This window comes from Nocardioides sp. P5_E3 (assembly GCF_054049275.1).
The window spans coordinates 24,453-37,406 of record NZ_JBFUMR010000001.1 but is presented as its reverse complement, the minus strand read 5'-3'; the positions used below and the strand labels follow the sequence as shown (position 1 = coordinate 37,406).

Genomic DNA, 12,954 nt, shown 5'->3' with positions numbered 1-12,954 from the left:
CTGTCCGGATCGGGGAACATCCGGCCCCGACCTGCGTTGTACCCCATGAACAGACTTGAGTCAGACCGACTCAACTGTTTTGCCTCCTCCGCCGACGCGCGGCAGGATGGCACCGAGACTCACGTCATCCACACGCAAGACCAAGCAGGAGGAACACACCATGGCTCGAGCGGTCGGCATCGACCTCGGCACGACCAACTCCGTCGTCGCCGTTCTTGAGGGTGGCGAGCCCACCGTCATCGCGAACGCCGAGGGCGCGCGGACGACTCCGTCCGTCGTCGCCTTCACCAAGTCCGGCGAGGTCCTCGTCGGAGAGGTCGCCAAGCGACAGGCGGTCACCAACGTCGACCGCACCATCCGGTCCGTCAAGCGCCACATGGGCGAGGACTGGAAGGTCGACATCGACGACAAGACCTTCACCCCCCAGCAGATCAGCGCGTTCGTGCTGCAGAAGCTCAAGCGCGACGCCGAGGCCTACCTCGGCGAGACGGTGACCGACGCGGTCATCACCGTCCCCGCCTACTTCTCCGACGCCCAGCGCCAGGCGACCAAGGAGGCCGGCGAGATCGCGGGCCTCAACGTCAGTCGCATCGTCAACGAGCCCACCGCGGCCGCGCTGGCCTACGGCCTCGACAAGGGTGACGACCAGACCATCCTCGTCTTCGACCTCGGTGGCGGCACGTTCGACGTGTCCCTGCTCGAGATCGGCGAGGGCGTCGTCGAGGTCAAGGCGACCTCCGGCGACAACCACCTCGGTGGCGACGACTGGGACAACCGCGTCGTCGAGTGGATGGTCAAGAAGTTCAAGGACTCCAACGGCGTCGACCTGGCGGCCGACAAGATCGCCAAGCAGCGCCTGCAGGAGGCCGCGGAGAAGGCGAAGATCGAGCTCTCGTCCTCCAGCGAGACCACGGTGCACCTGCCCTACATCACGCACGGCGAGTCCGGCCCGCTGCACTTCGAGGAGAAGCTGACGCGCAGCGAGTTCCAGAAGCTCACCGCCGACCTGCTCGAGCGCACCAAGGCGCCGTTCCAGAACGTCCTCAAGGACGGCGGCGTCGCGATCGACAAGATCGACCACGTGGTCCTCGTCGGTGGCTCGACCCGCATGCCGGCCGTCACCGAGGTCGTCACCGAGCTCCTCGGCGGCAAGCAGCCCAACAAGGGCGTCAACCCCGACGAGGTCGTCGCCGTGGGCGCCGCGCTCCAGGCCGGTGTCCTCAAGGGCGAGGTCAAGGACGTGCTGCTCCTCGACGTCACCCCGCTCTCCCTCGGCATCGAGACCAAGGGCGGCGTGATGACCACGCTCATCGAGCGCAACACCACCATCCCCACCAAGCGGTCGGAGATCTTCACCACCGCCGACGACAACCAGCCGTCGGTGGAGATCAAGGTCGCGCAGGGTGAGCGCCAGATGTGGTCGCAGAACCAGCCCCTCGGCAACTTCGAGCTCACCGGCCTCCCGCCGGCCCCGCGCGGCGTGCCGAAGATCGAGGTCACCTTCGACATCGACGCCAACGGCATCGTGCACGTCTCGGCCAAGGACCAGGCGTCCGGCCGTGAGCAGTCGATGACCATCTCCGGTGGCTCGGCGCTCGGCAAGGACGAGATCGACCGCATGGTCAAGGAGGCCGAGCAGTACGCCGAGGAGGACGCCAAGCGTCGCGAGTCGGTCGAGGCCCGCAACCAGGGCGACCAGCTCGTCTACACGACCGAGAAGTTCCTCGCCGACAACGACGACAAGCTCCCCGAGGACGTGAAGACCGAGGTCCGCACGGACGTCGACGCCCTGAAGGAGACCCTGGCCAAGGAGGACGCGTCCTCCGAGGACATCACCGCCGGCATCACCAAGCTGGGCGAGTCCAGCCAGAAGATGGGTGCCGCGATGTACGCCGCTGCGGAGGCCGACCAGGCCGCCGCGGGTGGTGCCACCGGGGCGACCGGCGAGTCGGACGACGACGTCGTCGACGCCGAGATCGTCGACGAGCCGACGGACGGCTCGACGGACGGCTCGACCGACGGCAGCGCGTCCGCCGAGGGTGAGTCCAAGTGACCGATCGCCCCGTCGAGCCCACCCCGGGCCCCGAGGCGACCGACCTCCCGGAGGGGGAGCCCACTGCGGCTCCCTCTCCGGAGGGCGGCTTCGGTGACGCCGCCGGTGAGGCGCCCGCCCAGACCGAGGTCGAGGAGCAGGTGGCCGGCGACGCCGTCGCCGGTGACGACCCCGGCACCGCCGAGGAGCGCCCCGACCTGGACGCCGGTGGCGACTCCTACGTCGACACCGAGGAGGACCAGCTCGCCGCCATGAAGGGTTCGCTCGCCGACCTGACCAACGACCTGCAGCGGCTCCAGGCGGAGTACGCCAACTACCGCAAGCGGGTCGACCGCGACCGGCAGATGGTGGCCGAGTCGGCCGCCTACAAGGCGCTGACGCCGGTGATCGAGGTCCTCGACACCATCGACCGGGCCAAGGAGCACGGCGAGCTCGAGGGCGGCTTCAAGGCGGTCGCCGACCAGCTCGAGCGGGTCGTGGCGAGCGCCGGCCTGGTCCGCTTCGGCGAGCCGGGCGACGCGTTCGACCCGACCTTCCACGAGGCGCTGAGCCACCTCGGCGCCGACGCCGAGGTGCAGGTCACGACGGTCAAGCACGTCGCCAAGGGCGGCTACCGGATGGGCGACCGTGTCGTCCGCGCCGCCCAGGTGCTCGTGGTCGACCCGGCCGACGCCTGAGGCGGCACCACGCACCCGATGACCCTGTCGACGACGGAGGGAGGTTGATCCATGGCTGACAACGAAGGTTTCCGCAATGACTGGGCGACCAAGGACTTCTACCAGGTCCTCGGCGTCGCCAAGGACGCCAGCGCGGCCGACATCAAGAAGGCCTACCGCAAGCTGGCCCGGGCCAACCACCCCGACTCCAACCCCGGCGACGACGCCAAGCACGAGACGTTCAAGGCCGTCGCCGAGGCCTACGACGTCGTCGGCGACGAGGCCAAGCGCGCCAAGTACGACGAGTTCCGCTCGCTGCAGGCGCACGGCGGCTTCGGACCCGGCATGGGCGGGGGCGGCGGCGGCTTCGGCGGCGGCGGCGGGTTCAACCTCGACGACCTGCTCCGCGACCGCGCCGGTGCGGGCGGCGGGCTCGGCGACATGTTCGGCGACCTGTTCGGCGGCGCCCAGCGCGGGCGTACGCAGCAGCAGGCCCGGCCGCGCCGGGGCGCCGACGTCGAGAGCACGGCGACCATCGGCTTCACCGACGCGCTCGACGGCGTGACGGTGTCGCTGCGCCTGACCTCCGACACCGCCTGTCCCACCTGCCAGGGCACGGGTGGCAAGCCCGGCACCCGGCCGCACATCTGCCCGGAGTGCGAGGGCGCAGGTTTCGTCGTGTCCGGCACGGGCGGGGCGTTCTCCATCAACGAGACCTGCCCCGCCTGTGGCGGGCGCCAGCTGGTGTACGACGAGGCCTGCCCCACCTGCCACGGCAGCGGTCGCGGCACCTCGGCGCGCACCATCCAGGCCCGCATCCCGGCCGGCGTCAAGGACGGCGCGAGGATCCGGCTCAAGGGCAAGGGCGCGCCCGGCGACAACGGCGGCCCGCCGGGCGACCTGTTCGTCAAGGTCAAGGTCACGCCCCACCGCGTCTTCGGCCGCAAGGACGACAACCTCACCATCGACGTCCCCGTCTCCTTCGACGAGGCGGCGCTCGGTGGCGAGGTGAAGATCCCGACGCTCGGCGGTGCGCCGGTGACCCTCAAGCTGCCCCCGGGCACGCCCAACGGCCGCACCTTCCGGGTCCGCGGCAAGGGCGCCACCAAGCGCGACGGCAGCAAGGGCGACCTGCTCGCCACAGTCGAGGTGCAGGTCCCGGCCAACCTCGACCCGACCGCACGCGAGGCCCTCGAGGCCTACCGCGCGGCGACCGCCGGCAAGCCGCTCCGCGCGGGCCTGTTCGAGGCATGAGCACCCCGTGAACACCGTCTTCCAGCCCCCGTCGCCCGACGCTGCGGTCTACGTCATCTCCGTCGCCGCGGAGCTGACGGGCCTGCACCCGCAGACCCTGCGCGCCTACGAGCGGATGGGGCTGATCCAGCCGGGCCGCACCGGCGGCGGCGGTCGCCGCTACTCCCACCGCGACATCGAGCGCCTGCGCGAGATCGCCGACCTCACCCGTGCCGGCATCGGCATCGAGGGGGTCCGCCGCATCATGGACCTCGAGCTGCAGGTCGACGCGCTCCGCGCCCGCAACGAGGAGCTCCTCGCCGAGCTCCAGGCGCTGCGGAGCGGGCTCGCCGCGCGGGCGGCGGTGCCGCCCACCAACAAGCTGCCGGTGCTGCACCAGGCCGTCGGGCAGTCCCTCGTCGTGTGGCGCCGCGGGTCCTGACGTGCCGCGCATCGACCGGGCCGTCACCGACGTCAGTGCGCCTCCGGAGGAGGTGTACGCCGCCTTCGTCGACGCCGACGCGCTGGCGGCCTGGCTCCCTCCGGACGGGATGACCGGCGAGATCGCCGACGCCGACCTGCGGGTCGGAGGTGGCTTCACGATGACGCTCCGCTACGACGAGGCACCCGAGGGTGGCGGCAAGACGACCGAGCACAGCGACGTCTCCCGCGTCGCGATCGACGAGCTCGTCGAGCCCGAGCGCGTGGTCTGGGGCGTCGAGTTCGACTCCGACGACCCGGACACCGCCGGCCGGATGACGATGACGTGGACCTTCACCGCCCGCGACACGGGCACCCGCGTCGCCATCGACGCGACCGATGTACCTCCCGCCATCGACGTGGAGGCGCACCAGCAGGGTCTCGACGCGTCGCTGGCCAACCTCGCCGCCTGGCTCGAGGCGTAGCCGGCCCCGCTTGTCGTGGCCTGCGGCTACTGTGCGCGGGGTGCGGCAGCGCAATCTCGAGACGGCGGACCGGTGCGCGTCACCGGTCGGCTTCTCCGGGGCTACCCCGGGGACCACCGGATCGTTCGGGCACGGCACCGCGCGCGACTCGCTGCGCTCCGCTGCAGGTCATCGCGCGCACGACGGGACAGGTCGGGCTGCGCTGCCGCACACCCTTCCGGCCAACGGGTCGGCGGCCGGATGAGGGCCGACCTGGCGCGCGCCCTGGCGGCCGCCTTCCTCGCCGGCGAGTGGACCCAGCCGGGCATGGTCGCGAGCGGCGCGACGGTGCTGGGTCGCCGAGCGCGGTGGCTGCCGCCGCTCGTGCGCCAGACGCTCGCGCTCTACCCGCGCGCACCGGTCGACCGTCCCCGCGAGCTCGCCGCCAACCTCGCCTCGCGTCCGGCGGCGGCCAAGGCGCTGCGCGCGGTCCCCCTGGTGCAACCGGTCGTCGCCACGCAGATGATCGCCAACCGGTGGCGGCTGCCGGTGCTCGACGACCTCGCGGACGTGGCGTCGTTCCTGCGTCTCAGCGCCTCCGACCTCGACTGGTTCGCCGACCCGAGACACCTGGCGCGCAGCGCCTCCGACGTCCCCCTCCAGCACTACCGCGTCTCCCACCGCGTGGCGCCCAGCGGCGCCATCCGCGTCCTCGAGGCACCCAAGCCGCGGCTCAAGGCCGTGCAGCGCCGCCTGCTCCACGAGGTCGCCGCCCTCATCCCGCCGCACGACGCGGCCAGGGGCTTCCGGCCCGGAGGCTCGGTGCGGTCCTACGCAGCGCCCCACGCCGACCGGAGCGTCGTGCTGCGGCTCGACCTCGAGGCGTTCTTCGCCAGCGTGACCGTCTCCCGCGTCTACGGCATCTGGCGCACCGCCGGCTACCCGGAGCCGGTCGCGCACTGCCTGGCCGGCCTGGTGACCAGCGTCCTGCCGCTCTCGACCTGGCGCGCGGTGACGACCCCCGCGGACGACGGCATGCTCGACGCCCACTGGCGGCTCGGTCGCCGTCTCGCCGCGCCACACCTGCCGCAGGGTGCGCCGACGTCGCCGGCGATGGCCAACCTGGCAGCCTTCCGGCTCGACGTGCGCCTCACCGCGCTGGCCCGGTCGTGGGGCGGGCGCTACACGAGGTACGCCGACGACCTGGCGTTCTCGGGCGAGCGCGGATGGGGCACGGGCACGTCGCGCCTCATCGACGCGGTCGAGGCGATCGTCGCGGACGAGGGCTTCCGGCTCAACGCCCGCAAGACCGGGGTGATGCCGCGGGTCGGTCGGCAGACCCTCGGCGGGCTGGTGGTCAACGAACGGCCGAAGGTGGCCCGCCACCAGGTCGACCTGCTGCGGGCGATCCTGCACAACTGCCACCGCCACGGACCGAGCACGCAGAACCACGACGACGTACCCGCCTTCGAGGAGCACCTGCGCGGCCGGATCGCGTGGGTCGCGCAGCACGACCCGGTGCGCGGACGCCGGCTGCAGGACGTCCACGACGCGATCGACTGGAGCCGATGAGCGTCGCTGTCGGTGCGAGCGCGTAGGTTCATCCCGTGAGTGGACGATGAGCAAGATGGACAACCTGCGTGCCATGCGCGAGGCGAAGTATGCGGAGGCGCAGAAGCGCGCGACCTCCGCGCCCGCGCGCCCGAAGGCTGCGGCGCCCGTCGCCCCGCCGGCCCCGGCTGCGAAGAAGGCAGCCACCTCGGCAGCGCAGCCGGAGGTCGAGTCCGAGCAGTCGGCGACCGAGGAGCTGTGCGGCCACCGCAACATGAGCGGCCGCACCTGCACCCGCGAGCGCGGCCACGCAGCGAAGAGCCACCGCTACTCCTGACGCCTGCCTGGCGAGGGTCAGGCGCTGAGCGCCTCCGCCGGCACGCCGGTCGGGTGGGGCGCGGGCTCCCCGCGCAGCTCGGCGACCTGCGACACCAGCACGGTCATCACCTCGTCGGCGACCCGGCGCACGGTCGCGTCGTCGACCGGCTGGTCACCACTGACGCCCGCGAGGCGTCGTACGTCGATCGACTCCCCGACCGCGACCCGCACCCGTGGGCGCAGGACGGTGTTGCGCAGCAGCCGGGCGACGATGCCGCTCGTGCCCACGACCTGGTGCGCGCCGACCAGCGCGACGGGGACGACCGGCGCGCCGGTGCGGAGCGCGAGCCGGACGGCGCCGGTCCTGGACCGCTCGGGCCAGTGCTGCTGGTCGCGGGTGATGCGGCCCTCGGGGAAGAGGCCGACGGCCTCGCCGGCCTCGAGGGCGGTTGCTGCGGCGTCGAGCGAGCCGGCGGCTGAGTCGGTGCCGCGGAGGACGGGGATGAACCCGAGCCGACGCACGACCGGGCCGACCAGACCCGACCGGAAGACGCCGCCGGTGGCCATCAGCCGCAGCGAGCGGCCGAGGCGGCGGCCGACGAGCGCCAGCAGGATGCCGTCGGCGAAGCTCGTGTGGTTGGCGACCACGATCACCGGCCCGTCGGGGAGCTCGGCGTCGGGGACGGCACGGCGGGTGAGCTCGAGGCGGCTGACCGCGGAGACGATGCTGCCGAGGAGACTGGCGGCGACGGCGTACAGGAGGGCGGCGCGGAGGCCGGGGCGCTGCCAGGTGCTGGGTTCCATGCGGGTGAGTCTGGGCCAGCCGGGCGGGGTCGCGCGTGCGTATGAGGACTCAGGTCGCCGATCCGGCAGACACCACGAAGGCAGTTCGCCGCAGAGCGGCCTGCGGCCACGCTCAGCGCGTTGGTCGGCGGCGCGAACTGCCTGCATGGTGCGCATGACGGAGGCCCGACCCCGGGACGGGGTCGGGCCTCTCGACGTGCCAGCGGGCGGGCGTCAGCCGGGGATGTAGTCGAACGTGTCGGGGTTGGGGCCGGTGCGGCCGTCCTCGCCGCGGTCGAGGCCCGCGATGCGCGCGACCTCGTCGTCGGTGAGGGAGAAGTCGAAGATCTCGAAGTTCTCCTTCATCCGCCCGGGGTTCACCGACTTGGGGAAGACGATGTCGCCGCGCTCGACGTGCCAGCGGAGGGTGACCTGCGCGGTCGACCTGCCCTTCGCCTCGGCGATCTCGGCGATGACCGAGTCGTCGAGCACCTGGCCCTGCGCGATCGGTGACCACGCCTCGGTCGCGACGCCGTGCTTCGCATCGGCCGCGCGGACGTCGTCGTTCGTGAAGTAGGGGTGGACCTCGACCTGGTTGATCACCGGGACGACGCCGGTCTCGTCCACGAGCCGCTGAAGGTGGGCCGGCTGGAAGTTGGAGACCCCCACCGACGCCGCGCGGCCGTCCTCGACGAACGACGCCATGGTGCGCCAGGTCGAGACGAAGTCGCCGTCGTAGCGGGTCGGCAGCGGCCAGTGGATGAGGAACAGGTCGATGCGGTCGAGGCCGAGGTCGCTCAACGTCTTCTCGAACGCGCGCTCCGCGTCGTCGGGGCGGTGGAAGCCGTTGTTGAGCTTGGAAGTCACGTAGACCTCGTCCCGCGCGATCGGTGACGACCGCAGCGCCTCGCCCACCTCCTTCTCGTTGCCGTACATCTCCGCGGTGTCGATGTGGCGGTAGCCGACCTCGAGGGCCTGCGTCACCGCCTCCGCGGTGTCGGCGGGGTCGATCTGGAACACGCCGAAGCCGAGCTGCGGGATGGACGTGCCGTCATGGAGCTGGATGCTGGGAACGGTCATACGAGGCACAGCACGACCCTCCCGCGAGGTATTCCGCCCGGTCAGGACTCCCAGCGTGCGGGCCGCGACAAACCCTCCGGAAGGGTGGTCGCCGGGTCGCCGATGGCGCCGTTGACCTGGGGCTGGGTGAGGAACAGGGCGGTGGAGAGGTCGCAGCCGCGTAGGTCGGTGTCGCGCAGGTCGGCGCCGAGGAGGTCCACCTCGCGCAGGTCGGCACCGCGGAGGTCGGCGGCGATGAGCAGCGCGCCGCGGAACGACCAGCCGCGGTGGTCGCCGGTCAGCCGGCGGCCGGCGAGGTCGGCGCGCGTGCGGTCCTGCGCGGCGGGCCACGGTCGTCGTACGCGAGCGCTGGCCTCCGACAGCAGGCGGCCCACCCGCTCGTGCAGGTCGTCGACGTCGGCAAGGAGGAGGGTCTCGGGGTCAGCGCCGGTGAGCTGCTCGACCTCGGCGCGTACGACGTCGGCATCGGGGTCGGGTGAGCGCCGGGCGACCTCGACGAGGTGGACGAGCATCTCGTGGAGCTGGCGCATCACCGACAGCACGGCGGCCATCTCGGCGAGGTTGTCCTGCTCGCGCCACGACGTGCCGCCGTAGGTGACCTGGGAGACCTGTTGGCCGGCGCCGAAGCACTCGAAGACCGTGCACCCGGGCCACCCGTCCTCGCGCAGGGTCGCGTGGATGCGGCAGCTGTCGTCGCTGAGCAGGTTCAGGCACGGGCGCCCGCCGGGCTTGTCGACGCCGAAGCCCGCCGAGGCGGAGAAGGGGAGCAGCACGCAGCAGAGGCCGAAGCAGCGCGCGCAGTCAGAGCTCAAGCCGGGCGTGGACACCCGGGGATCGTGTCATGCGTGTGGTGAGGACCCGCGAGGGTCCTCAGGCGCCGTACCAGCCGTTCTGGATGGCGAACGCGTTGACCACGAGCAGGAACGCGAAGAGCGCGCCGACCGCCCTGTTGTCGAAGATCAGCTTGCTCATAGCACCACTGTGCCCGCTTGTTCGCGGAATGAAACAGATGGAGGGTAAAGATTCACCGGGACTGGGTACAGGCCGGTCGTATCGTGAGTCGCATGTCGACACCGGGCCTGACTCCCGCCTTCCCGCTCAAGCTGCAGTTCCCCCAGTCGCTGGCGGTATACGACGACTACGCGAAGGCGCAGAAGAGCGTCGACTTCCTCGCAGACGCCGACTTCCCCGTCGACCAGCTGATGATCGTCGGCACCGACCTCAAGCGCATCGAGCGCGTCACCGGTCGGCTGACGTGGTCGAAGGTGGCCGTCGGCGGGATCCTCTCGGGACTCTGGCTGGGCATCTTCGTGGGCCTGATCTTCGCGCTCTTCACCGAGGAGGGGCTCTGGCAGGTGCTGCTCGGCACCGCCCTCATGGGGGCGACCTTCGGCCTGGTCTGGGCCCTCCTCGGCTACGCCTTTACCCGCGGCCAGCGCGACTTCTCGTCGGTCACACAGGTGGTGGCGACGAAGTACGAGGTGCTCGTCGAGAACAAGCACGCCGCCCGGGCACGCGAGCTGCTCGCCGGGCTGCCCGGGGCGCTGCCCAACCCGTTCGCCTGAGCCTTCACACACGCGCGGCTACGTCGGGCGTCCGACGGATCACTCGCCGGATGCGCCGACGCCGCTCCCGGCTGCGAGGAGGCGCGCCGACAGACCGCAGGTCGGCCACGAACGGCCGGGCGTCCACCTGAGCGGCAGGTCGGTGAGATCGGTGTCGATATGGGACTGCGAGCACCGGCCGGAGGCCCGGTCGCGGTAGTCGATGCGGCCGCCGGTCCCGAGGACGGCGATCCAGTACGGCGTGCCCGCGGTGACGACGGGGGAGGAGTCGAGCGGAACGGTGTTCCACGCGTCAGGACGGGGAACGCCGAGCGAGCCTGATGCGAGCAGCGTGCCGGGTTCGCCGTCGTCGTCGGAGTAGAGACCGACGTGGACGGTGGTGGCGAGCGAGCCGGAGTCGACGTAGAGGGCGACGCTGCCGGCCCGACCGGTCGCCGTGGCGTCGAACAGGAAGGCCTCGGCTTCGCCCGCGGCGTCGTTGTCGGCGTAGTCCTGCACCTCGTCGAGGCCCAGCAGCTGCTCGACCCCGCGGTCCGGCGGGACCGGGACGGTGGCCGAGGTCTCGGCGGACGGCGGACTGGTGGTGCCAGCCGCATCGACGGCGGTCACCACGTAGTAGTAGGTGCCCGCGGGAAGGTCGACCTCCCTGAACGAGGTGGCGCTCCCTCGGCCGACCTCGGTGCCGTCGTCGGGGGTGAAGCCGGAGACCGTCGAGCGGTGCACGACGTAGTGCAGAGAGCCGTCGTCCCCGACCGGCGCGCTCCAGCGCAGGTCGACGCCGCCAGCGTCGGCGTCGTAGGAGGCGCTGAGGTCAGTGGGAGCCGTCACGGCCGCCGGTGTGGTCGGGTCCGGCGTCGTGGGAGTCGGTGTCGTCGGGTCCGGCGTCGTGGGAGCCGGTGTGGTCGGGTCCGGCGTCGTGGGGTCCGGCGTCGTGGGGTCCGGTGTGGTCGGGTCCGGTGTGGTCGGGTCCGGCGTCGTGGGGTCCGGAGTGTCGGTGCCGAGGCTGGTGCCGGTGAGGGTGAAAGTCGTGCCGGCAGGCACGGCGACGGTGGCGGTGTCAGCACGTACGACCACCGCAGGCCCGCGTTCCATGTGGCTCTCGGGGTTGGTCTGGTAGTAGTCGAGGCTGGGCGGGGCGTCGAGGTTCTTCAGGGCGATGGAGAGTGTCTGGGTGCTCTCGGAGGTGTTCTGCCCGACCAGCGTGAGTCGGTGCGTCGCGGGGTCGTGGAAGGCCTCGACCTGCACGTCGCTGTCGGCGGACTCCGCCCCGATGCGCTCGGCGCCGACGGACACCCACTTCATGAGCTGCCCGAAGTAGTAGAACTCGTCGCGCGGTGAGTAGGTGCGGGTGTCCTCGTCGTAGGCGAGGAGCGGTGTGATCCCGAAGGTGAGGGAGTCGTTGCCCGGTGCCGTGCCGAGGTCGTTGAGGACGGCATGGTTGTAGACGCTGTCGTAGGCCTCCCACATCATCAGCCCGGCTGCGCCCTGGTCGAGGTAGGAGAACGTCTGGTCCCACTGGCCGTACTCGCTGATCCAGAAGCTCTTGCCCGTGCCCGCCACAGCCTCGGCCGCGCCGTTGTCCCCACCGCCGTAGTTGTGGAAGTCGAAGGCGCCGAGCTGGGACATGAGCCGAGGACGGTCCTTCATCGGGTCGGCGTACTCCACGTGGCAGCACGTCTCGGGGCCAAGGAGCTTCACGCCGTCCATGCCCAGCTCGTCCATACGGCCGGCGAGGCGGTCCAAGACGTCGGCGTACCGGTCGGCGCTCATCGTGACGCCCTCGTTGAAGGAGATGTCCATCTCGTTGTTCGGGCTGAACAAGCCGAACGTGTGCCCGTGGCTGTACCCGTAGTAGGCGGCGGACAGCACGCCCTCCACGAACTCATCCTCCATGCCCGAGCTCAGGTGGCTGCCGCCCATCCAGGAGGGACCGGGGCCCATGAAGCTCAGCACGATCCCGCTGTCGGGGACACCCTTCTGGTGCAGGTAGTCGATGACGTCCCACGTGTCGGCGAAGCTGGAGCCGGCTTGGTCGGTGTCGAAGCCGACCCGGCCCGAGTAGATCGGGTCGTAGTAGCCCCAGTCGAAGGTCCGCGGGTCGGAGTCGTCGTTGCGCGACTCCCAGTCCATCATGTCCATCCCGACCCGGAAGGTCTTCATGCCCTCGTCGTCGATGAGCAGGTCGAGGGCCGGCTTGAGGTTCCCGTCGTCCCAGGACCTCGGATTGATGTCGGCGCCCAGCGCCTCGATGGTCTGGAAGGTCTGACCGCCGTCGACCGTGACGTCGACACCGGCCGCCTGGGCCAGTGGCACGCCCACGAGCATGGGTGCGACGACGGCCGTCCAGCCGAGGACGGCTACGGCTCGGAGGGGGACTCGCGACATCGTCATCTCCATGAGGTGTGCCGGGGGGTGCAGGGCCTGTCGGGATGCGCGTGGACGCCCGACTCACGCTAGGCACGATCGCTCGCGGCGAGCATCCCCTGTTTGAGGGGTGAATCTCCTCCCCGGTCGGGCCCGGTGCGGGTGTGAGTCGTGGGGACTGCGTGACGAAGGCAGCCTGGGCCAGACGCTCGTCGGTCCGGGCGATCCGAAACCAGGGTCCGGACATGGACATGATCCGGAGCGCGCAGATCGCCGAGGCCGGCCGCGGGTGACACCCGTGGTCGACGACAGCAACGCCCCCGGGCTCACCGTCATCGCCGACCAGGACTGCACATGGGGGCATCGTGTGCGCCGACGTGTCGGCAGCGCCCACCGAGTGATGGATCGTGCCGGCCCGGCGCAGGGCCGCTCCGCCAGATTCCCAGAGTTGAGGGGAATCGACTCAA

12 protein-coding genes are annotated in these 12,954 nt (G+C 71.4%); 8 read left to right on the top strand and 4 right to left on the bottom strand.

What is annotated here, in order from left to right; all coding sequences use genetic code 11:
• Positions 1–160: 160 nt before the first annotated feature.
• From dnaK to ACXJKB_RS00145, 7 genes are all read left to right on the top strand, one after another.
• Positions 161–2,053 carry a molecular chaperone DnaK gene (dnaK, locus tag ACXJKB_RS00175; RefSeq protein WP_457184480.1) on the top strand — a complete coding sequence of 631 codons (1,893 nt, stop codon included), beginning with the start codon at positions 161–163 and terminating at the stop codon, positions 2,051–2,053.
• Positions 2,050–2,730, top strand: coding sequence for a nucleotide exchange factor GrpE (grpE, locus tag ACXJKB_RS00170; protein ID WP_457184479.1), 681 nt, complete (start codon positions 2,050–2,052; stop codon positions 2,728–2,730). Before dnaK ends, grpE begins: the two co-directional genes overlap by 4 nt.
• Positions 2,731–2,781: 51 nt before the next feature.
• A complete protein-coding gene (dnaJ, locus tag ACXJKB_RS00165) occupies positions 2,782–3,963 on the top strand; it encodes a molecular chaperone DnaJ (protein WP_457184478.1) in 1,182 nt (393 codons plus the stop codon).
• A gap of 7 nt (positions 3,964–3,970) precedes the next feature.
• Positions 3,971–4,384, top strand: a complete 414-nt coding sequence (locus ACXJKB_RS00160; RefSeq protein WP_457184477.1) for a heat shock protein transcriptional repressor HspR — start codon at positions 3,971–3,973, stop codon at positions 4,382–4,384.
• 1 nt (position 4,385) lies between these two features.
• Positions 4,386–4,847 (top strand): SRPBCC domain-containing protein, encoded by a 462-nt coding sequence (locus tag ACXJKB_RS00155; RefSeq protein ID WP_457184476.1) that lies wholly within the window; start codon positions 4,386–4,388, stop codon positions 4,845–4,847.
• Between the two features lie 240 nt (positions 4,848–5,087).
• A complete protein-coding gene (locus ACXJKB_RS00150; RefSeq protein WP_457184475.1) occupies positions 5,088–6,398 on the top strand; it encodes a reverse transcriptase family protein in 1,311 nt (436 codons plus the stop codon).
• 46 nt (positions 6,399–6,444) lie between these two features.
• Positions 6,445–6,714, top strand: coding sequence for a hypothetical protein (locus ACXJKB_RS00145; RefSeq protein WP_457184474.1), 270 nt, complete (start codon positions 6,445–6,447; stop codon positions 6,712–6,714).
• Between the two features lie 17 nt (positions 6,715–6,731).
• Here ACXJKB_RS00145 and ACXJKB_RS00140 read toward each other — a convergent pair whose 3' ends face one another.
• The 3 genes from ACXJKB_RS00140 to ACXJKB_RS00130 all read right to left on the bottom strand — a co-directional run bounded on the left by ACXJKB_RS00140 (position 6,732) and on the right by ACXJKB_RS00130 (position 9,385).
• On the bottom strand, positions 6,732–7,499 hold the full coding sequence (locus ACXJKB_RS00140) for a lysophospholipid acyltransferase family protein (protein WP_457184473.1): 768 nt from the start codon (positions 7,497–7,499) through the stop codon (positions 6,732–6,734).
• A gap of 213 nt (positions 7,500–7,712) precedes the next feature.
• The gene (locus tag ACXJKB_RS00135; RefSeq protein ID WP_457184472.1) at positions 7,713–8,558 is read right to left on the bottom strand and encodes an aldo/keto reductase; all 846 of its coding nucleotides are present in this window, start codon (positions 8,556–8,558) and stop codon (positions 7,713–7,715) included.
• Between the two features lie 41 nt (positions 8,559–8,599).
• A complete protein-coding gene (locus ACXJKB_RS00130; RefSeq protein WP_457184471.1) occupies positions 8,600–9,385 on the bottom strand; it encodes a pentapeptide repeat-containing protein in 786 nt (261 codons plus the stop codon).
• A gap of 237 nt (positions 9,386–9,622) precedes the next feature.
• Between ACXJKB_RS00130 and ACXJKB_RS00125 the strand changes: the two genes are divergently transcribed.
• Positions 9,623–10,123 carry a general stress protein gene (locus ACXJKB_RS00125; protein WP_457184470.1) on the top strand — a complete coding sequence of 167 codons (501 nt, stop codon included), beginning with the start codon at positions 9,623–9,625 and terminating at the stop codon, positions 10,121–10,123.
• Between the two features lie 39 nt (positions 10,124–10,162).
• On the opposite strand, the gene ACXJKB_RS00120 is transcribed toward ACXJKB_RS00125, so the two are convergent.
• Positions 10,163–12,508, bottom strand: a complete 2,346-nt coding sequence (locus ACXJKB_RS00120) for a hypothetical protein (RefSeq protein ID WP_457184469.1) — start codon at positions 12,506–12,508, stop codon at positions 10,163–10,165.
• Positions 12,509–12,954: the final 446 nt, after the last annotated feature.